This window comes from Phocaeicola salanitronis DSM 18170 (assembly GCF_000190575.1).
GTDB lineage: Bacteria > Bacteroidota > Bacteroidia > Bacteroidales > Bacteroidaceae > Phocaeicola > Phocaeicola salanitronis.
Map to the genome: position 1 here is coordinate 3,509,363 of NC_015164.1, position 23,400 is coordinate 3,532,762.

Sequence of the window (23,400 nt, forward strand, 5' to 3'; positions counted from 1 at the left end):
AAGTTGATTTTTTTAAGTTATAGGAAAGAAAGGAGGAAGCTAATTCCTCCTTTCTGAAACATTATGCTTATAAATTAATATCCCGGATTCTGCAGAGCTTTCTTTTCATCATCAGACAAAGGTTCATTATTATCATCAGTTAAACCATCAAGGAATGTCTGCGGAATAGGGCGCAAGTTATGATAATCTTGAATATATAATACCTCTGGGTTAAAAAGTTTGGCACGTTTAATAAGTGTGTTTGTACGGCTCAATTCATCCCAACGATCCCATTCGCCTAATAATTCACGAGTGCGTTCATTTAAAATGAAATTGATTTTACCCTCTAACGTACTGGCATTTAATCCCAATGTATTTAATATAGCTACGTCTTCTTCCGGCAAATTGTTCCAACTGGATATTTGCAAGTTCGATTTATCCCAATTGCCATCGCTCGGACGTTCAACACCTGTAGAAAGAACGTATGAATTCTTTTGGATAAACGAATATCGGAAAGCTTCTTGATTTGTGAGACTTCTACCGCTGGCGTCTTTATTTCCTTTTACGCAATTTGCTGATGCTGTTGTATTGCTTTGAAATGCAATAGAACCATCTACATAATATTCACGGTCTTCACTAGCTTTCCATTCAGCACGTTCACGCAATTTATTGATTGTTGCCAACGCTCCGGCATCGTCACCATTACGAACTTGACATTCAGCTTTTACCAAATAGGTTTCTCCGACACGCGCCATGATAACATCACGATGAGCGTCATTCTTTTCACCTGTACGTGAGCCGTCTTCCGTTTTATTAATTCCACAATACATATTAGCACGGTTCGGTGCAGTGTTTCCGTATTGATTCATAACGTATTCACCGTCTGCATAAATCGGCGCTACATTAGGTACCCATTTGCCGGTTTCAGGATTGATGAATGAATGTTCAACCTCCGCACGTCCGAATTCATTTTTATGGAAACGAGTATCATTCTTCTTATTTAAAATGAACAGGATTCCTTGATCACCTAATGCCGGGGCGTTTTCAGGAGCTACGTATTCAGGAGTTTCAACGTAATTACAGATACCATAAACGGTTTTAAAAGTCTTCCACATACGTGAGTCGTTTACGTTATCAAATGAAGCATACGTATATTCAGTGGGACGGCAACGTTGAAAATCCATGGCACCAATGTATTGACCGCGTGGAACCCATCCCCCGGAATAAGTATTAAACTGAGACGTAAAATAATTATAAGTACGGTTTCCATACCGACCTTGGGTAGTAGACGCATCATTATGCAATGCTGCCATTAAAATTTCTTTAGAATTTTCAATGCTACAGTCTACTCCTGTCCAATTGGCATACAGATTATTATAGTCACTTTCAAGTCCACGTGCGTTGATTACTTCATCGCAAAGTGCGATAGCTCGGTCCAAATCGGCCTTTGCCGGATAATTGGACTTCCATGTGCAGCGTTCACTTTGACGGTAAAGCAACGCTTTAGCTAAAAAATGAGCCGCAGTATATTTGGTCCATGTTCCCGCACCACGCCAATCATCGGCTCTCAGCAATTCATAGGCATGTTCCAAGTCATCAATTACCTGATTCAAGACTTCTTCACCAGAAGCAAGCTTAAAGTTACGAGGTACTCCTGCACTTACGTCAATAGGCTCTAACTGCAACGGACAACGTTCATATTGGCAAAACAACCGATAATAATTATATCCCCGCAAGAAATAGGCTTCTCCCATAGCAGAATTCCGATCTTGCTCATTTTCAATCAGAGGAGCTTTCTCGAGCAATAGATTACAGCTTGCGATACCGTAATACATTTCATTCCATAAATCGGCAGGAGAAGGATGGTTACGTCTTGTAGAACCTACAGGATTCAATTCTGCTGTATTATAATCCATCCATCCTAATGAAGTTTCATCTGAACCCATTGTAAACTCATCACAGCCGTATAATGTTGTAGCATAAGCCCATTCATAGCCAAAATGCCAACGTAAGTTACCATAAAGGCCGGCAGCCATAGCCAATGCACCTGAACCCGTTTCCAATAAGGCGTCTGTTGTTGTATGGCTTGCATTTTCCTCCAAAAAAGCATCGCCACATGAAGTTGTGCCGAGCAATAATGAGGAAATCAGTACGCCAGATAATATTTTATTCATATTTTTCATATGCTTTTTTATTTTTATTGTTTTTGTTGTCATGGATTAGAAACCGATATTCAAACCAAAAGTAACACCACGATTGTAATATGATGTACCTAAGTCAAGGTCAATGTAGTCGATAGATGAATAGATATCACCTAAGTTACGAGCCTGCATATATACCTTTAAAGAACCAATACCTAATTTGTGGCAAATGTTGTCAGGTATATTATATCCCAAAGAAATATTGCGCAGTTTTAGGAAAGAAGCGTCTTTATAACCTAACAAACTGGCGTATGAGTCACCCGAACCATAGATAGGCATTTGCCATTCTGCATTTGGATTAGAGGGTGTCCAATAATCGATTTCACGTTGTTGGAACATACCTGCCTGAGCTTCACCGCCAGTAGAAATCATATAGCCAAAGCGACCGTATAACTCGATGCCTAATTCGACTCCTTTCCACGTGAATGTATTTGTCCAACCTAATGTCCAACGCGGAGTCTTATTGCCTAAAATAACTTTATCGTCATTGGCGTCCAATTTATAATCACCATTCTGGTCTACAGGTTTCACCATACCGACTTTGAAGTTACTTCCGTTAGCATTCCATTTTGCCATCTCTGCAGCATCCGATTCTTGCCAAATGCCATCGGCTGCATAATCATACCATACGCCGATTGATTGTCCGATAAACCAACTGTTGTCTATCATGTCATTTTTACCATTAGCAAGCTCTACAATTTCTTCTTTCTGATAAGCCGCATTGAGTGATGATACCCATTCAAAATCTTTTGTGCGGACAGGAATCAAATTCAGAGACAAGTCTACACCGAAGTTTTTAGTCTTACCAATGTTCTGCATCGTAGTTGGATAACCGGTTAATGTCGGTATTGTAACATTCATCAGCAAGTCTTTGGTTTTTGAATGATAAATGTCAATTGTACCGTTAATGCGGTTATTCAGGAAACCAAAATCAATACCATAGTTCCATTGAGTAGTCTTTTCCCATGACAAATTTTGATTAGCCATGGCATTGGCGTCTTCACTCATGTTCACATAATAAGGCTCGTTGGTTACAAAAATCATTTGATTACCTGTAGAAAATGGCATCCACCCAGTGAAAATGTTTCCCAATGTACCATAAGGATCTACTGCCGCATTACCTGTTGTTCCGACACCAATACGCAATTTTAAGTTATCAATCCAACGGATATTCTGCATAAAGTCTTCTTGGTTGATACGCCAACCTATAGCAGCTGACGGGAAGAAATCCCATTTGTTTCCTTCTGCCAATACAGAAGAACCGTCATAACGCCCAGATACGGTTACTAAATACCGGTCATTGAAAGAATAATTAATACGAGCCATATAAGAAGCCAATTGGCTTTCAATCAATCCCGTACTCATGCCTGCTTTATACCGTGATTGAGTGATGTCGACAATGCCCATGTTATTCCAAAGCATTTCTGGAACAAGTATATCAGAAGCGTTCATAGAACCGCTTTCATGATTGTTCTTTGAAGCTGTTTGCAACAACGTTACTCCCAAATTATGTTTGCCAAATTGCTTATTATATAGAATCATGTTATCTAACGTCCATGAGAAATAGCGGTTTGATCCCCAGCTTGCATAATTCGTAGAACCAGCTAAAGATGCAGAAGAGCTATCGCGGAATACGCCATTTCGATTATAACGGAAATCCGGACCGAATGCAAATTTGTAGCTCAAACCTTCCAAAGGTTTCCATATTTTCCCAAAATCCAATTGTGCATAGAAACTACTTAATGCACGGTAGTTTTCACGGTCATCCTTTACTTTATTCCATTCGTCAATAACCGTATAAGTACGGGATTCCGTATGAGGCTGCATAATGATATTTCCTTCGTTATCATAAGGCACCGCATAACGGGGAATGGCTTTTGCCAATCCATAAATATCTTTCGGACCACTGTTTGTACCTGCCTGACGGTCTACACCATATTGCTGGTCTGCAAAAGACATATTAACAGAAGCGCCAATTTTCAACCATGGTTTGGGAGTAATATCTACCGTAGCAGATAAGTTAAAGCGTTCATATTCCTGCCCTTTTTGTGTTCCCGAATTATTTAAATATCCGAACGAAAAAGAACTTTGTACATTTTCAGTACCGCCACTTGCGCTTAAGGTATGTTCATGCGTAATACCGGTACGAGTAACCATGCCAGTCCAATCCACATCTTCTACCAATGAACCGTCCCAAGCACCGTTTGCCCAGCCACGATTTACATTTTCCAATGCGTATGGATCGCCTGTAAAAATCCGTTGGTCATTCTCGTAAGTAGGAGCATCCCCTGGAGCGTATGAATCAGGATTGGCATTATAATGTGCCCACCGTTTCCATGTGATGTAATCACTGGCACTCATTGCCGGAGATTTGTCCTTTAAGTATTCTAATGTTACTGTACCTGCGTAATTTAAAGCAAAGCTACCAACTTTACCTCTTTTAGTAGTAACCAATACAACACCATTAGCACCACGAGAACCGTAAATGGCTGTAGAAGAGGCATCCTTTAAGATGTCGATAGATTCTATATCACGCGGATTTAAGGTTTCAATACCGCCTGCACTCAAGGGCACTCCGTCTACGACATAAAGAGGTGAGTTACTTGCTGTCAACGAACGATTACCACGGATACGGATTTCGCCGATTTCACCCGGACGTTGATTCGAAGTAATGTCTACACCCGCAGCTTTACCCTGCAAAGCTTCAAAAGCATTGCTTACAGGTTTGGCATTTAATTCCTTTTCTCCCACACGAGTTAAAGCTCCGGTTACATCCGATTTCTTCTGCACACCATAACCTACCACTACGACTTCATCCAACACCTCGGTATCTTCTGCCAAGGTCACTTGGATGTTGTTTTTCCCAGCTACCGGAATCTCTTGGGTCTTGTAGCCCACAAAGCTGATTTCGATAGTCCCGTTCTCGGGCACATTGTTTAAGGTGAACTTACCGTCGAAGTCGGTAATTACTCCGTTGGTAGTACCTTTTACCACTACACTGGCTCCGATAACGGATTCTCCATTTTGGTCGAGCACCGTACCCGACACCGTTTTGCCTTGCGCGTACATACCTATACTTATTACGCTTAGCAAGGCGAAGAAGAACAGACGTTGCCACAATGATGAAGCGCAGCGTCCCAGAATCGATTTGTCTTTTCTGTTTTTCATACTTCCAAATTGTTAAGTTAAACCAAAGTTAGATTAATTCACATAATTTTCTTATCGCTAAGTATGGCGAATTTATTCAGTTTTCTTGATTCTTGCAATGGAAAATTGTGTAAATATATGGGACAACTGTATTTTTTACGCTCAAAATAGGTGGTTTTTTATCATTTTTGCCCTAAAATCGGAATTCGAAGGCAAAATTCCCTCAAATCCGAAGCGTTAAAATTGCTTTTGGCAAAACGTTAAACGTAACTAATTATAACTTAAAATTTAACAGATAAGCTTCCGGTCCGCTTTGCCTTTTAGAGGCAATACGGCAGGAAGAAGACTAAAAAAACGATAAACCATGACCACTTTTTCTATTGTAATCGTTCCTGCCAAGCGATTGGCAAACGGGAAGCACCGCATCCGGATTGCGGTGGCTCATCATTCGCAAACCCGGTATATCACGACTCCCTTTCTTTTGGACTCCAAATCCCAGCTCCGGAATGGCAAAGTAGTCCGACATGCCTATGCCGACCAAATCAACCGTATCCTGAACAGGCAACTGGACGAATACGCCTTGATTCTGTCCACCCTTCCGTATGCCGAAGGATTGACGTGCACTGAAATCATCCGTTACATCCTTCAAACAAAGGAAAAGGAAGGGATTTCTTTCTCCCGGTTCGCCGGCGAGTTTCTGAAAAGTATGGAAAACAACGAGCAAGTCAAGTCGTACAAGCTTTACAAGTCGGCTTTGAAACATTTCTTCTCCCTCTTCGGCGAATCTTTGCTTCTGAAGCAGATAAACCCGCGGCACATCCGGCAATACCGGGAGGAGCTGAAACGGAAAGCGCTTTCGGATACAACGGTACGCATCTACCTGACGCTGATGAAGGTCATGCTGAACCATGCGGTTAAAATGGGGTACGTGCGTTATGCCATACATCCTTTTGCGGCTTGCAAATTTCCGGCTGCCCGCATCCGTGAACTCGACCTGACGGTAGAAGAGGTGAAACGGATACGTGACGCGCACCTGACGGACAGACACCTCATCACCGTGCGCGATATTTTTATGCTCAGCTATTACTTGGGAGGAATCAACTTGAGGGATTTGCTGGATTGCCGTTTTGCCGAAGGCGGTACGGTCTTGAAATATGCCCGCCATAAAACCCGTAGAAGCAAAAGCGGTGAAAACGAAACGGCATTTTCCATTCAGCCCGAAGCAAGAACGCTGATAGAGCGGTACCGTTCGCCCGACGGCAGGCTGGCTTTCGAAGGAAACACTATATATAATAAGGTGTATAGCCTGGTTTACCGGTATATGAAAAAAGTGGCACGTCTGGCAGGGGTTTCTTCTAATGTCTCGTTCTATTCGACACGGAAGTCTTTCGTCCAGCATGGGTATGACCTCGGCATCCAGATAGAAACCATCGAATACTGCATCGGGCACAGCATGAAGGCCAATCGTCCTGTCTGCAATTACCTCCGCATCATGCAGCGTCATGCCGATGCAGCCATGCGGAAGATTTTCGATGCGCTGCTGTAAGGCGAAAGCTTTGCCGGGAGACGGTTTTATTCTTCCCGTGCATTGAGCCGCGCATTTTATAAGCAGTATCATAGTAGAGACGATGTGCACATCGTCTCTACAGAAATCGGTCATACCGTGGTACAAATCCGGTGCAACAAAGGTCGATTGGCAAAAACAGTTATCTTCTATCCTCAACGCACATAGCTTCGTTCCGTGCACGATTAGTAATCGTCAGCCTGTACGATTAGTAATCGTCAACCCGTACGATTAGTAATCGTGTTGGAATCGCAGTTATGTTTCCCGCTGCACGCAGTCAGCTGTGAGTGCCAATGCAGTAAGGTTATAACCCTTGTCATGCTGGATTTGGCGTAATTGAAATAGATGAATATCCACATTAATAACTTGTAGGGGCGTATCGCATACGCCCGAATGCGTCCACTTATCCACGCGGATGTATTCGGGGGCGTATGCGATACGCCCCTACATGGGATATTTGTGGAGTTTATTTTGAAATACCCTCTTTCCCATTATCCTCTTTCCGTTTCGGCGCACACCGCCATATCCGCACCACGGAATATCACTTTCAGCAGGTGAAGCCGCGTTTCAGAATAAGGTTTCATAATTTTCAGTCATTGCAATAAAGAAAAGTTTCATATTGCCTTTTCACACAATTATTGGGAATAATCATCTTTATACGATTGAACTTATTGCTTTCCATTGTCAATAGTCCATAATAATACAACAGGCTTATGAAATATTTATCTTCTGCTACGTCTTCGGCAGGAAAAGAAGTCTCCAGATGTGTTAAAAGACTCTATATCCGTCAAAAACACGGTCTCGTCCAGGCATTCTTGGGCGAAGCAATAGTTGTTGTACCATGGTTTCATCTCTTCCATCATCGCCTCAATGTCGGCATCGGCACGCAGCTTGCCGTTGTCCTGATAATAACGGAACATGGTGCGCACGTCACTCTCGGAGAATCCGAGCATGTGGTTGAACTCCGGCGCTTGGGATATGTTCCAGTCGATGTTGTAGCCGCTCAAAAGGTCATCCAGCGTGACAGGTGATTATTGCAAAAGCCGAATCCTTATCCGTTTATTTCATTGCCCGATTATTGTATGCTTCAAAGAACCGGAATGGTATATCCTTCCGCCTTGATTGTTAGCCTGTTATCTGCAATCCCTTTTAATAAGAAATGAAGCGGTAAATTACCGCCTATTGTATGAATGATTGTCGGACCGTTTTTTAAGGGAGCCTTACTATTCAGATATCCAACTCATTACCTGAAAGGTTGAATCTAACTTTGGTTTAACTTAACAAATTGGAAGTATGAAAAACAGAAAAGACCAATCGATTCTGGGACGCTGCGCCTCAATAGGGCAACGTCTGTTCTTCTTCGCCTTGTTGACCGTAATATCTATAGGTATGTACGCGCAAGGCAAAACCGTGTCGGGTACGGTGGTCGACAAGACCGGCGAAACCGTTATCGGCGCGAGTGTGGTAGTAAAAGGCACGACGAACGGTACGATTACCGATTTCGACGGCAAGTTCACCTTATCTAATGTCCCTAATGACGGGACCATCGAAATCAGTTTTGTGGGCTACAAGACCCAGACGATTTCGGTAGCGGGGAAAAGCACGGTTCAGGTGGTGTTGGAAGAAGACACCGAAGTGCTGGACGAAGTAGTGGTAGTAGGTTACGGTATCCAGAAGAAATCGGACGTGACCGGTGCGATGGCACGCGTGGGTGAAAAAGAATTGAAAGCGATGCCGGTAAAGAATGCCTTGGAAGGTATGCAAGGTAAGACAGCCGGCGTGGACATCACTTCCAGCCAGCGTCCGGGTGAAGTAGGTAAAATCAATATCCGTGGTGTGCGCTCCATTACAGCAGACCAAGACCCGTTGTATGTTGTGGACGGTATGATTATCCAGAACGGCGGTATCGAAAACATCAACCCGTCGGATATCGAATCTATCGACGTACTGAAGGATGCTTCGGCAACCGCTATTTACGGTTCACGCGGTGCGAACGGTGTTGTATTGGTAACTACTAAAAAAGGTAAGGAAGGAAAGATTTCCTTGAACTATTCGGGTACCGTTACTTTCGAAACCCTGCATGACGTAACCGAGATGATGTCGGCTGCGGAATGGTTGGACTATGCCCGTCTGGCAAAGTACAACATGGGTTCTTATCCTTCGGCTACTCCTGATTATGCAGGTGATAGAGCTGCATTCGGCAGTGTAGCCGCTTCGTGGGCAAACATTGAAAAAGCATGGGAAGGCGGCACATACGATCCTTCGAAAATAGGTTCTTACGACTGGGCTTCGCATGGCAAGCAGACCGGTATCACTCACGAACATACCCTGAGCGCATCGGGCGGTACAGACAAGTTCCAAGGCTATGCTTCGTTCGGTTACCTGAACCAGAAAGGCACACAGCCGGGACAGGCTTACGAACGCTATACGTTAAAGACCTCATTTGATGCCAATCCGATAGACTTCTTTAAGATGGGTGCCAACATTAACGCTTCGTATTCCGATCAGGACTATGGATACAGCTTTACCAAGTCCGTAACCGGTTCCGGTGATTTATACAGTGCATTAAGAAGCATGTTGCCGTGGACGGTTCCATACGATGAAAACGGCGAATATATCCGCAATCCGAACGGGGATGTCAACATCATCAACCCGATTCGGGAATTGGATTACAATACCAACCAACGCCGTACCTTCCGTGCCAATGCCAGTATGTATGCACAGGTAGACTTCGGCAAGATCTGGGAACCGCTGGAAGGACTTTCTTACCGTCTGCAGTTCGGTCCCGAATTCCAATATTATACGTTGGGTATTGCCAATGCAGCCGATGGTATCAACGGAGACGGCAATAACAGAGCGCAATATAAGAATGAGCAAAAACGTTCGTGGACCTTGGATAACCTGATTTATTACAATCGGAGTTTCGGTGACAAGCACGATTTGGGCTTGACCTTGATGCAGTCGGCTTCGGCTTACCATTACGAAATGGGCGATATGCGTGCAACAAATGTGGCTTCTGCTGATGAGTTGTGGTATAATATGGCTTCTGCCGGCAGTTTGAATTCATTTGGTACCGGACTGACCGAGACTCAGATGGAATCCTTCATGATTCGTGCCAACTATGGCTTTATGGACCGTTACTTGCTGACCGCTTCTATCCGTTGGGACGGTGCGTCGCAGTTGGCTCCGGGTCATAAGTGGGCAAGCTTCCCTTCAATGGCAGTCGCTTGGCGTATCGACCAGGAAGAATTTATGCAAGACCTGAATTGGTTGAGCCAATTGAAACTGCGTTTCGGATATGGTGTAACGGGTAATGCAGCAATTGATGCATACGCTACTAAGGGTGCAATAACAAGTCTGTATTATAATTGGGGACAAACCGATTCGTCATTAGGTTATGTACCTTCAGATCCTTCAGCTAAAGATCCTGCTAAAATGGCAAATCCTGATTTAGGTTGGGAACGTACGACTCAATATAACGTGGGATTGGATTACGGTTTCTTCAATAACCGTTTGACCGGTAGTTTGGATGCTTACTGGACTAAGACAAAAGACTTGCTGTTGTCCATGACTATTCCTTCACTTACAGGTTATACTTCTACTTTTGCCAATGTGGGTAAGACTTCAGGTTGGGGTATTGATTTGCAAATCAATGCCATTCCGGTACAGACCAAAGACTTTACGTGGAATACAACTTTGACTTGGTCAATGGACCGTAACCAGATTGACGAGTTGTCTAACGGAAGAACCGAAGATGTAAATAATAGATGGTTTGTCGGCGAAGAAATCGGGGTATATTATGACTATGTATATGACGGTATCTGGAAGACATCGGAAGCTGAAGAAGCTGCCAAGTATGGACGTAAGCCCGGACAGATCAAGGTGAAAGACTTGAATCATGATGGCGTTATCGATGCTACGAATGACCGTCAGATTGTAGGTAAAGTACGTCCGGATTGGACTGCAGGCTGGAACAATACATTCAGCTATAAGAATTTTGAACTCTCATTCTTTATCCTTTCGCGCTGGGGCTTTACCGTACCTCAAGGAGCTGCTACCTTGGACGGACGCTATATGCAGCGTAAATTGGATTATTGGGTAGCCGGAACCAACGAGGATGCCGAATACTATTCTCCGGGTTCGAACGGTGAAGCAGCCGATACTTATAGTTCTTCTATGAATTACCAAGACGGTTCGTACATCAAGGTACGTAACATTTCGTTGGGATATAACTTTACACCCAAACAGTTAAAGAATACCGGATTAAGTACCTTGAAGGTATATGTACAGGCAATGAACCCGTTCACTATCTACAAGGCTACCGATTGGCTGGATACCGACTTGTTGAACTACGATAACAATACCACGACTTTTGGTTCGCCCACTACGCTGAAGAGCTGGGTTATCGGATTGAACATCGGCTTCTAAATAGGTATTGGTATGATATATAATAATATGATAAAAGGAATAAACGTATGAAACTAAATAAAACATTATTTACTCTGCTGATAGCAGGAGTAGCGGGAGGTATGGCTACTTCGTGTAGCGATTCTTTCCTTGACGAGGAACTGATTACCCAGCCCAGTACAGATCGTTTTAAAACTCAAGAGGGTTTGGATGAATTGGTAACAGGTGCTTATCAAAAATTGAAATTTAAATTCAATTATATTTGGGCTATCGAATGCTATAATATGGGTGTCGATGAATTTACGGATGCCAATAATACCATGCCGGCGTGGAATCATTATAGTCAGGACTTAAACTCTGCAGAAACGGGCGCTAATCAGCCCATGTGGGATAATATGTATGGTTTGATAGAACCTGCCAATATCTTAATAACCAATATTCCGCAATTTTATAGCCAGTCGAGTGCTACATATAACACTCGTTTGGGTGAAGCCTATTTCTTGAGAGGATATGCCTATTTTGAACTGGTAAAACAATTTGGCGGTGTACCTATCAAATTAAATCCTTCTACCTCGGTAGAAACAACATTTACCCGTAATAGCGAAGAAGAGGTTTATGCTCAAATTATATCTGATTTAGAACAAGCCTATAGCTTGTTACCGGAATCTCCTGAAGCAACCGGTCGTATTACGAAGTGGGCTGCTGCGCATTTCTTGGCTAAAGCACATTTGTTCCGTGCTTCGGAGTTATATAGTGACTGGAATGATAGTTATATAGCACAAGATTTACAGGATGTCATTAAATATGGAACAGAGGTATGCAATGCTCATCCTTTATGTTCTAATTATGTAGATTTGTGGGATTATACAGAACCCAATGGGGCAAACGAAAAAGTAAGCGAAGTAATTTTGGCTGCACAATTTTCAAATGATGAATCTACATGGGGACGATATGGAAATCAGATGCACTTATATTATCCTTCAGTTTATCAGGATATGGCAGGAACAAAACGTGACATTTCAGGTGGACGTGAATTTTCTTACGTGAGTGCAACGGAATACACCATGCAGGTTTTCGACCGTGTGAATGATTCTCGTTTTTGGAAATCGTTTATTACTTGTTATGGCGCGAATGATACTTCCAGTGCTCCTACTTGGAGTAAAGGAGATATTCAATCCGGTTATGCTCCGGAAGGTGCTGTAGAAGGTGGCAAACGTTTTGTGGCAGGTGAAATAGGTATTAAATATATCGTAAATAATCCTGGTGATACTCGTTATACAAAATATGAAGAGTTGAATACAGAAACAGGTCTTACCGCCCCTGTAGAAGCAAAAATATTGAAGAATGGAAAGATTTCTGCTCCTCATACTTTTGTTCGCTATTATGCAGGACAAGCACAAAGCTGGAACTTGGATCCGCAAAATTCAACCGGAAACTATTATAGTATTGTACCTCACAAACGTTCTGTAGCGTTGTCTAAATTTAGAGATGGCTATCGTAACTCTGTTGCTTCTCAATTTGGAACACGTGATGCGATTATTGCTCGTTCTGCAGAAGATGTGTTGATGGTAGCTGAAGCGTATATTCGTCAAGGCGAGTCACAATATGCCAATGCTATTGAATGGATTAATAAGTTGCGCGACCGTGCTGCTTATCAAGCCGGTGAAGATAGAAGTGTAAATGTAGATGGTGGTCAGGCGTACAAAAATAATCCTTATTGCAGTGGAAACGGTGGTGGATATTCTCCTGATGGTGCAATTTATAGTGAAGAAAATACGTATTACGAATCGAATAACTTGGAAGGTCAGGAAGATGTGTACAATGCACAGTCTTCTTTGGATAATATGCACCTGAATAGTGTCAGCGATATCTATAATTCGGAAGTAGACCAGCCGATTTACGATGCGTTGGGTTGCAGCAGCAATGCAGACAAGATGATGTGTTTCTTGCTGAACGAACGTACCCGCGAGCTTTGTGGTGAATTGTATCGTTGGGAAGACCTTGCCCGTACCATGACTTTGGATGCCCGTTGGCATGCATTTAATGACGGTGTAAGCCGTGGCATCGGTGAATTTGATCCGGCGAAACATTATTATCGTCCGATTCCACAATCGTTCTTGGACGGTATCACCAACGAAAACGGTGGTGCATTAAGCAATGAAGAAAAACAAGCTATGCAGAATCCGGGATATTAATTCCTGAGAACATAAACTAACCTGAAAGAGGCGGGGACGGCAAAAGCGGTCTCCGCCTCTTTTGTGTATAAAAATCTATTCTTTTGTATAAATTTCTATGTCTTTCCATTTGTTTTATGCTTACTTTCGCCCATCATTTGGAACTAATTTTTTAACTCATTCAATAAAATCATGAAAACACAACTTTTCTTTTCTGCATTGCTTGCCGGATTGGTCGTTACAGGTACAACCTTTGCGCAAGATCCAAGAGAACGGAATTATTATTATGAAATTTTGAAACCCCAACATGAACCGAAGCCTTTGGTGGAAGGGTTTGCCCAATCGAAAGTGAAGGAATACCTGAACCGGGGATTGTCTGTAGCTCCGGCTGCAGACGGAAAAGGCATTTATCTGAGCTGGAGAATGCTTGAGACGGATAATGCGCAGGCTCGTTTTGATGTGTACCGTTCGGCTGACGGAAAGACCAGAAAACTGAACCGGAAACCGATAGATACTACTTGTGACTTTACCGACCGTTCTCCGGTGAAGGGAGAAGCGGTCTATTGGGTGACGTGTACTGCTGACGGCAAGGAGTCGGAAAAGGTGAAGGCGGATTTCAGTACCCTGCGCAATTACCGGTCGATTCGCTTGAACAGGCAGGTCAAAGCCGGCAAGGTAGGAGTTGCCGATTTGAACGGGGACGGTACATACGATTACATCATCCGCACACCGGAAACGAATGTCGACCCGGGTATGCCGGGTGACTTGACGGGGAAGACTTATCAGATAGAAGCCTATTTAAGTGACGGCACTTTTTTATGGTCGAAAGATTTGGGGCAAGGCATTGAACCGGGAATCTGGTATTCGCCTTACGTAGTCTATGACTTTAATGGAGACGGGAAAGCCGAAGTGGCATTGAAAACGGCTCCGGACAATGTGCGGAGAGATGAGAAAGGAAGAGTGGATTCGGGGGATGAATATTTGACGGTATTAGACGGCATGACGGGACAGGAAATCGCTCATGTAGACTGGCCCAAACGGAATGACCGTTATGGCAATCTGGTGCGCAGGAACCGGAATCAGATCGGCATGGCTTTCCTGGACGGGAAAACTCCCTGTATCTTGGCATGCAGGGGAACGTATAAACTGATGACGGTAGAGGCGTGGCAACTGAACAAGGACAAGTTGGACCCGGTATGGAAATGGGACGGTGACGAGGAGAATCCGGTGGTCAGAAGCATGGGTTCGCACAATATGGTATGCGGTGATGTGGATGAAGACGGAAGGGAAGAAATCTTGTTGGGCTCGTGTATGCTGGATGATAACGGTACGCTGCTCTGGTCTGCCGGACTGGGACATCCCGATAAGGTTTATCTGACAGACATTCATCCGGAACGTCCGGGAATGGAAGTGTTCTTATGTCTGGAGCCTTGGCATGATAACGGAAGAGGCGTATGCATGGTAGACGCACGCAGCGGCGAGCCGGTGTGGAACATCGGGCATAAGACGTTTCATGTAGGCGACGGAATGGTGGCAGACATTGATGCATCGCATAAAGGACTGGAATGTTTCGCCAAAGAAGACAGGAAAGGCGGAAGTACCGACCAGTATCTGTTGGCTGCCGACGGGACGTATTTGAGCCGGAACAAGGATGTGCCTTCTTGCCGGAACTGGGCTTGGTGGGATGCCGATTTGCTCAGGGAAACTTTTGCAGGCGATGACAACCGTTGGGGAGCCAGCTCTTCTTCGAACGGAAAGGCGCTGAGCATTGTGAAGTGGAAAGGTGCGGAGCTTACCCACGGCATTGAGGGGGATATCCTGATGATTGCTGACTTGTATGGCGACTGGCGGGAAGAGATTGTAACGGCGTTGGATGGTGAAATCCGGATTTATACGACGAATATCCCGGCACGTGACCGGCGTGTGACATTGATGCAGGATCCTGTTTACAGAAGCTATATCGCACACCGTTCCATGGGGTATCCCCAGTCGCCTGTCCCTTCTTATTATTTAGGAGAATAATCATTAATCAGGTAGGAAATGAAACGTATCATATTGATTGGTATGGCTATATGCGCTGTTTGGGGATTAAAGGCTCAGAGCGCAGGAAGTATATCGGGACTTGATAAAGCCCATTTTGATAAGTATTGGAAAGTGGAATCGGAGTCACCGGATTATGAAGTGTCGTTTTCGGGAGATACGTGTGAAATCCTTTCGCCTAAAGGATTGACCTTGTGGCGGAAAGAGAAGATGTGTGGAAATGTCGTAATCGAATACGACGCTTGTGTGGTGGACGAAGGGAAGCCGGGTGACCGTCTGAGTGACCTGAACTGTTTCTGGATGGCCTCCGATCCGCAAGCGAAGAACATCTGGCAACGTATGGACTGGCGCAAAGGGGAGTTCCTGAAGTGCTACTCGCTGCAGCTTTATTATTTGGGCTACGGAGGGAATTACAATTCTACGACCCGTTTCCGCAGGTATGACGGCAATCAGGCTGGGGTAACTGATGCGGCACAACGTCCGGGCATCTTGAAGGAGTATACCGATAAAGAGCATTTGCTTGTTCCTAACAAGTGGTATCACGTTAAGTTGGTGAATAAAGGCGACCGGGTACAATATTACATAGATGGTAAAAGGCTGGTGGATTATTGCGACCCCAATCCCTTGCGGGAAGGTTGGTTCGGCTTTCGCACCACCTTGTCGCGTACGCGGATTGCTAATTTCCGGTATGTTTGTCGGGAGGATAAGGATACGGCGTGTTTGCATTGGGTAGGAGAAGTGCCTTCACAGGCTTGCGGGGTAAGTTTCGGTGTGCCTTTCCGTAAAGGGGAAGTACAGCCGGATATGCCTTTGCTTTTGCAGGATGCGGATGGGAAAGTGATTGCTTCTGATAGCTGGACTGCTGCTTATTGGCCTGACGGGTCGGTGAAGTGGGCAGGTATGGCGGCGGTAGTTCCCGGAGGTACAACATCTTTACAGGTCGTTCCGAAACGGAAGAGCCCCGAAAGTCCGGAGCTTTCCGCTTTGACTGTAGAGGAGACGCCGTCGGGTTGGAAAGTCTCTACGGGAGTGATAACAGCCTATGTTCCTCGTTCGGGCAGTTGCGTCATAGACAGTTTGCTATATGGTAAGACGAAAGTAGGAGGGGCTGCCGACTTAATCGCTTCTGTTCAGGACAAACCGTTGGGTGAAGGGTTGTCTGAATCGCATGTCACGCATTTTTCCAGCCGGTTGCAACGTGTGTCTGTAGAACGGGCAGGAAAGGTCCGTGCAACCTTGAAGTTGGAAGGGGTTCATCAGTCTGCCGGGCGTGAATGGCTTCCGTTTGTATTGCGCTTGTATTTTTATGCCGGAAGCGAGCAGGTCCGGATGGTACATTCGTTTGTGTTCGACGGAGAACAAGACAAGGATTTTATCCGTTCGATAGGCGTACGCTTTCGTGTGCCAATGCGTGAGGCATTGTATAACCGGCACGTTGCTTTCGCTTGTGCGGAAGGAGGAGTATGGAGTGAACCGGTACAGCCTTTGGTGGGACGGCGTGTCTTGACATTAGGTGATGACAAAACGCTCCAGCAACAGCAAATGGAAGGAAAACGGATTCCTGCATACGAGCAGTTCGATGAGAAAAACCGTGACTTGCTCGACCACTGGGCTGCATGGGATAATTTCCGCCTTTCTCAATTGACGGACAATGCGTTTTCTATCCGGAAACGGGCAGAGGCAGACCGTCCTTGGATTGGAACGTTTACCGGAACCCGTTCCGACGGATTTGTCTTTGCAGGTGATGTGAGTGGAGGTATCGGTGTCGGATTGCAGGATTTTTGGCAAGCATATCCGGCTTCGTTGGAGGTGCGGCAAGCCCGTTCGGATGAGGCTTCGCTAATTGTTTGGTTATGGAGTCCGGAAGCGGAAGCGATGGACTTGCGCCATTATGATAGCGTCGCTCATGATTTGAATGCCAGTTATGAAGATGTGCAGGAAGGAATGAGTACACCTTATGGCATTGCGCGTACGCATACCTTGACCTTGGTTCCGAAAGCGGCTTATCCGGGAAAGAAAGGCATCGCTGATATTGCTTGCCTGTTGGCTAAAGCGTCTCCCTTGCTGTGTACTCCTGAATATCTGCATGCTTGCCGGGCTTTTGGCATTTGGTCGTTGCCCGACCGTAGCAATCCGGCACGCAGCCGGGTAGAAGACCGGTTGGATGCCTATATAAGTTTTTATCAAAAAGCGATAGAGCAACACAAATGGTATGGCTTTTGGAATTACGGCGACTTTATGCATGCATACGACCCGGTGCGTCATGAATGGCGGTATGATGTAGGAGGGTTTGCATGGGACAATACCGAACTGGCTTCTAATATGTGGCTTTGGTATAATTTCCTCCGTACCGGACGTTATGATATATGGAAGATGGCTGAGGCGATGACCCGCCATACTGCTGAAGTGGATGTGTATCACATCGGTCCGAATGCAGGACTGGGAAGCCGTCACAATGTCAGCCACTGGGGATGTGGGGCAAAAGAGGCGCGTATCAGCCAAGCGGCGTGGAACCGTTTCTATTATTACTTGACAACAGACGAACGTAGCGGCGATTTGATGGCGGAAGTAAAAGACGCAGACCAGAAACTTTATACGCTCGACCCGATGCGGTTGGCTGAGCCTCGAAGCAAATTCCCTTCTTCCGCTCCGGCACGCCTGCGCATCGGTCCGGACTGGCTGGCATACGCGGGCAATTGGATGACCGAGTGGGAACGTACGCGCGACCGGAAGTATTTGGATAAGATAGTGACGGGTATGAACAGCATTGCTTCGTTGCCCAATGGGTTGTTTACGGGAAACAAGGCGTTGGGGTTCTATCCCGATACCGGTGTCATTACTTACGAGGGAGACCCGACGTTGAAGAACACCAACCATTTGATGACGATTATGGGTGGCTTTGAACTGATGAACGAAATGCAAGGCATGATTGACGTTCCTGCATTCAATCAGGCTTGGCTGGAACATGCACGCGACTTTAAGTTGTATAATCATTTTCGTGTCAGTCGTTTGCAGGCATACGCGGCTTGGCATCTGTATGACCCCAAGCGGGCGGCTGAGGCTTGGACAGACTTGTGGGGAAGGCTGGAACATACGCCCGCTCCTCCTATGACGGTAAGGAAGATCTTGCCTCCCGAAGTGCCTGCTCCGTTGGATGAATGCATGCCGATTAGTACCAATGATGCGGCATTGTGGAGCCTGGACGCCATTTATATGCAGGAAGTCATCCCGCAATAGGTATATTTTTCCTGCTTTTCAGGGTTGCATCCGGAAGGATGCAGCCTTTTGCGGTATGTTATGATTTGCCGTGTACGAATTTCTATATATAAATACAAAAATCCATAGGCAGAACTGATTTTATCCCTAATTTAGCGACGCATAATTTAACCGGACATTGATATCATGAAAATGAAGCGTTTTATTGTAGGCATCGTGTTGTTTGCCGTGGCAATGGGGATACAGGCAAGCGAACGGAAGAAGTATAATTTCAACAGCGACTGGCTGCTGAAGATTGGAGATATGGAACGGGCAGAGTCGCCCAAGTATGCGGATGGAGATTGGGAGAAGGTGACGCTTCCCCATGCGTTCAATGAAGACGAGGCTTTCCGCGTAAATATAAAAGACTTGACCGATACTATCGTGTGGTACCGCAAGCATTTCCGCCTTCCGGCAGAGGCAAAAGGGAGGAAGGTGTTTATCGAGTTTGAAGGGGCACGCCAGGGCATCGACCTGTATGTGAACGGGAAGCTGGTGGGACAGCACGAGAACGGGGTGATGGCTTTCGGATTCGACCTGACACCTTATATTCATTCGGGAGAAAATGTGATTGCCGCCCGTATTGACAACGACTGGGATTATGCGGAGCGGTCTACGGGCGTGAAGTACCAGTGGAGCGACCGCAATTTCAATGCCAACTACGGCGGTCTGCCCAAGAACGTATGGCTGCACGTGACCGGAAAGGTTTATCAGACCCTTCCGCTTTATAGCAATCTGAAAACGACAGGAGTGTATGTCTATGCCGAAGATATCCGGGTACAATCGCGTAAAGCCGTTGTGCATGCCGAATCGGAAGTGAAGAACGAGACAAAGAAGGTGCAGACGGTAGGTTATGAGGTAGAGCTGCTGGACCGTGACGGCAAGCTGGTGAAGCGTTTTTCGGGTAAAGAGCAGACGGTTCCGGCAGGCGGCACAGCAATATTGTCTGCTGAGGCGGAAGTGGGCGGACTGCACTTCTGGAGTTGGGGATACGGGTATCTGTATACCGTGAAGACCGCTTTGGTAATTGATGGGAAGAAAACCGACGAGGTGGTGACGCGTACCGGATTCCGCAAGACCCGCTTTGCCGAAGGCAAGGTGTGGCTGAACGACCGGGTGATTCAGTTGAAAGGCTTTGCCCAGCGTACCAGCAACGAATGGCCTGCCGTGGGCATGTCGGTTCCGGCATGGCTGAGCGACTATAGCAACGGGCTGATGGTGGAAGGCAATGCCAACCTGGTGCGCTGGATGCATGTTACGCCCTGGAAACAGGACGTGGAGTCGTGCGACCGTGTGGGGCTGATTCAGGCGATGCCGGCAGGTGACGCTGAAAAAGACTGTACAGGCGTGCGTTGGGAACAGCGTAAGGCTGTGATGCGTGATGCCATTATTTATAACCGCAACAATCCGAGCATTCTTTTCTACGAGTGCGGCAACGAGTCCATCAGCCGTGAGCACATGCTCGAAATGAAAGCCATACGTGACCGGTACGATTATCATGGAGGCCGTGCCATCGGTTCGCGCGAGATGCTGGATATCCGTGATGCGGAATACGGGGGCGAAATGCTTTACATCAACAAGAGTGCGCACCATCCGATGTGGGCGATGGAGTATTGCCGCGACGAGGGATTGCGTAAGTATTGGGACAATTATTCGTATCCTTTCCATAAAGACGGTGAAGGGAATACGGCATATCATTCGGCTGCTACGGGCAAGACCCAGAAGCATGCCGATGCCAGTGTGTATAACCGCAACCAGGATTCGTTTGCTGTAGAGAATGTCATCCGCTGGTTCGATTATTGGCGCGAGCGTCCGGGGACGGGGCGGCGTGTCAGCTCAGGCGGTGCGAAAATCATCTTTTCGGATACGAATACCCATTTCCGCGGGGTAGAAAACTATCGCCGGAGCGGAGATACCGACCCGATGCGCATCCCGAAAGACTCGTACTATGCCCATCAGGTGATGTGGGACGGCTGGGTAGATACGGAACAGCCCCGTATCCATATCGTAGGGCACTGGAACTACGATGCCGGTGTGGTGAAGCCGGTATATGTCGTTTCGAATACAGACAGTGTCGCCTTGCTGGTCAATGGAAAAGCGGTGGAAGGCGTTCACCGTGACTATCATTTCCTGTTTACCGCCGACAGTGTGGCTTTCGAGGCAGGAACCCTGGAGGCTATTGGATATAATGAAGGCAAGGAAGCGGTGCGTACCCGTCTGGAAACAGCAGGCGAACCGGCTGCAATCAAGCTGGCCGCCATTCAGAACCCGGACGGCTGGAAAGCCGATGGTGCCGATTTGGCTTTGGTGCAAGTGGAGGTGGTCGATGCACAGGGGCGCCGTTGCCCCTTGGCAAATGACTTGATTCATTTCACCTTGGATGGACCTGCCGAATGGCGTGGAGGCATTGCGCAGGGACCGGACAATTATATCTTGTCGGAAGATTTGCCGGTGGAGTGTGGCGTGAACCGTGTGCTGTTGCGTTCGCACACCCGGTCCGGACGAATCGTGCTGAAAGCCGAAGCCAAGGGATTGCAGCCTGCCGAACTGGTATTATCAACTGAAAGCATAGAAGTGGAAAATGGGTTGAGCACATATATACCGGGAGATTGTCTGGCAGGCAGGCTTACCCGTGGCGAAACGCCGGATACGCCTTCTTATCGTGACCGTGCTGTAGATGTGGCGGTTCTCTCTGCCCGGGCGGGAGCTCATACCGAAAAGGCAAGCAACAGTTTCGATGATAACGAATTGAGCGAGTGGCGGAATGACGGGAAAGCTTCTACCGCCTGGATTACTTACCGGTTGGAACGCATCGCGCGGGTAGATGAAGTCTGCCTCAAGCTGACGGGCTGGCGCATGCGCAGCTATCCGTTGGAAATCTATGCCGGAGACACGTTGGTATGGAGCGGCGAAACCGACAAGAGCCTGGGGTATGTGCATCTGAATGTGAAGCCAGTGCCGGCTTCGGAGATAACCATCCGCCTGAAAGGCAGCAGTAAGGAAGACGATGCATTCGGCCAGATAGTCGAGGTTGCCGCACCGGTTGCGAACGAACTGGACTTGTTCAAGGCAAAGGGCGGTGCCGAGACCGGACACGAGCTTCGGATAGTGGAAATAGAATTTAAAGAACATCTGAACCGTTGAACCGTTACAAATTTCCAGTTTTGTACATGAATTTCCATGTTTGCGTATTGATTTTGTTCGTATCTTAGCGGAGTAAATTCGTTTAGTAACTTTAAAGATAATCGTATGAAGAAGAGAAATCTGATTTTATGGCTTTTGGGGATTATCCCGTTTGCGGTTTCTATGGCTGAAGGGCGCTCGTATGAACGGGTACCGGTAGAGGCACCTTTCCCGATGGATTCGGTTACGTTGTGTTCGTTTCCTGACCGGGACTTTGTAATTACAAAGTATGGCGCTTCTCATGCGGATAAGAAGAAGAATACCCGTGCGCTTGCCAAGGCTATCGAGGCTTGTAACCGTGCAGGAGGAGGAAGAGTCGTGGTTCCTGCCGGCGAATGGTTTACAGGACCTGTGCATTTGAAGAGCAATGTCAACCTGTATCTGGAAGAAGGGGCGGTACTGCGCTTTTCTGATGATCCGGCTGATTACCTTCCGGCGGTGATGACTTCGTGGGAAGGTTTGGAATGTTATAATTACTCTCCGTTGGTTTATGCGTTTGAGTGTGAGAATGTAGCCATTACGGGAAAGGGTGTATTGGCTCCTGATATGGATACGTGGAAAATATGGTTCAAGCGTCCGCAGGCGCATTTGCATGCATTGGCACAGCTTTATTCGATGGCGTCTACTGACGTGCCGGTCGAATTGCGGCAGATGGCAAGAGGGGAGAACCACCTCCGCCCGCACCTGATTCATTTTAACCGTTGCAAGCATGTCCTCTTGGATGGGTTTAAGATTCGGCAAAGTCCGTTTTGGACGATTCATCTCTATATGTGCAATAGCGGAGTGGTCCGTAACCTTGACGTGCAGGCTCACGGGCATAATAACGACGGCATCGATTTTGAGATGAGCCGCAATTTCCTTGTGGAGCATTGCACATTCGACCAAGGTGATGATGCCGTGGTTATCAAGTCGGGGCGAAATCAGGACGCATGGCGGCTGAATACGCCTTGCGAGAATATTGTGGTACGGCATTGTGCCATCCGCAAAGGGCATGTCCTGCTGGGTATCGGAAGTGAAATGTCGGGAGGCGTACGCAACATTTACATGCACGACTGTACGGTGCCTGAATCGGTGCAACGCCTCTTTTTCTTGAAGACCAATCACCGGCGCGGCGGATTTATCGAGAATATTTATTTGGAGAACATCGAGGCGGGTGACATGCTCCGTGCCTTTGAAATCGATACCGATGTGCTTTACCAGTGGAAAGACCTCGTGCCGACGTATGAGCGGAAGCTGACACGCATCAAAGGCATATACATGAAAAATGTACATTGCAAGTCGGCAGATGCGATTTACGAACTGAAAGGCGAGAAGGAAGAACCTATCCGGGATGTCTTTATCGAGAATGTAAAGGTCGATACGATCCGCCAGTTCGTCAACCGGATTGAGCATGTAGAAGGCTTGCATGCGAATGACGTAAGCTATGGGGTGATTAAGAATTAAAAGTTAA

General features: G+C 46.4%; 9 protein-coding genes and 1 pseudogene. 7 read left to right on the forward strand and 3 right to left on the reverse strand.

The features are described from left to right. Positions 1–74 precede the first annotated feature (74 nt). Positions 75–2,162, reverse strand: a complete 2,088-nt coding sequence (locus BACSA_RS15000) for a RagB/SusD family nutrient uptake outer membrane protein (protein WP_013618882.1) — start codon at positions 2,160–2,162, stop codon at positions 75–77. Between the two features lie 36 nt (positions 2,163–2,198). Further along, positions 2,199–5,348 carry a SusC/RagA family TonB-linked outer membrane protein gene (locus BACSA_RS15005; RefSeq protein ID WP_013618883.1) on the reverse strand — a complete coding sequence of 1,050 codons (3,150 nt, stop codon included), beginning with the start codon at positions 5,346–5,348 and terminating at the stop codon, positions 2,199–2,201. 343 nt (positions 5,349–5,691) lie between these two features. Between BACSA_RS15005 and BACSA_RS15010 the strand changes: the two genes are divergently transcribed. Beyond that, complete coding sequence (locus tag BACSA_RS15010; RefSeq protein ID WP_013618884.1) at positions 5,692–6,873, forward strand: tyrosine-type recombinase/integrase; 1,182 nt, start codon at positions 5,692–5,694, stop codon at positions 6,871–6,873. Positions 6,874–7,495: 622 nt separating this feature from the next. Here BACSA_RS15010 and BACSA_RS20665 read toward each other — a convergent pair. Further along, positions 7,496–7,922, reverse strand: a pseudogene (locus tag BACSA_RS20665) (AAA family ATPase); the annotation flags it as partial. Positions 7,923–8,280: 358 nt separating this feature from the next. Here BACSA_RS20665 and BACSA_RS15020 point away from each other — a divergent pair. The 6 genes from BACSA_RS15020 to BACSA_RS15045 all read left to right on the forward strand — a co-directional run bounded on the left by BACSA_RS15020 (position 8,281) and on the right by BACSA_RS15045 (position 23,393). Next, complete coding sequence (locus tag BACSA_RS15020; RefSeq protein ID WP_394358868.1) at positions 8,281–11,319, forward strand: SusC/RagA family TonB-linked outer membrane protein; 3,039 nt, start codon at positions 8,281–8,283, stop codon at positions 11,317–11,319. A 47-nt stretch (positions 11,320–11,366) separates the two neighbouring features. Then, positions 11,367–13,493, forward strand: coding sequence for a RagB/SusD family nutrient uptake outer membrane protein (locus BACSA_RS15025; protein WP_013618886.1), 2,127 nt, complete (start codon positions 11,367–11,369; stop codon positions 13,491–13,493). Between the two features lie 171 nt (positions 13,494–13,664). After that, positions 13,665–15,494 carry a rhamnogalacturonan lyase family protein gene (locus BACSA_RS15030; RefSeq protein ID WP_013618887.1) on the forward strand — a complete coding sequence of 610 codons (1,830 nt, stop codon included), beginning with the start codon at positions 13,665–13,667 and terminating at the stop codon, positions 15,492–15,494. An 18-nt stretch (positions 15,495–15,512) separates the two neighbouring features. Continuing rightward, entirely contained in the window at positions 15,513–18,749 is a 3,237-nt protein-coding gene (locus tag BACSA_RS15035; RefSeq protein WP_013618888.1) for an exo-rhamnogalacturonan lyase family protein, read from the forward strand. 213 nt (positions 18,750–18,962) lie between these two features. After that, positions 18,963–21,911 carry a glycoside hydrolase family 2 protein gene (locus BACSA_RS15040; RefSeq protein WP_394358869.1) on the forward strand — a complete coding sequence of 983 codons (2,949 nt, stop codon included), beginning with the start codon at positions 18,963–18,965 and terminating at the stop codon, positions 21,909–21,911. Between the two features lie 162 nt (positions 21,912–22,073). Then, the gene (locus BACSA_RS15045) at positions 22,074–23,393 is read left to right on the forward strand and encodes an alpha-d-galacturonidase (RefSeq protein ID WP_245546604.1); all 1,320 of its coding nucleotides are present in this window, start codon (positions 22,074–22,076) and stop codon (positions 23,391–23,393) included. Positions 23,394–23,400 lie beyond the last annotated feature (7 nt).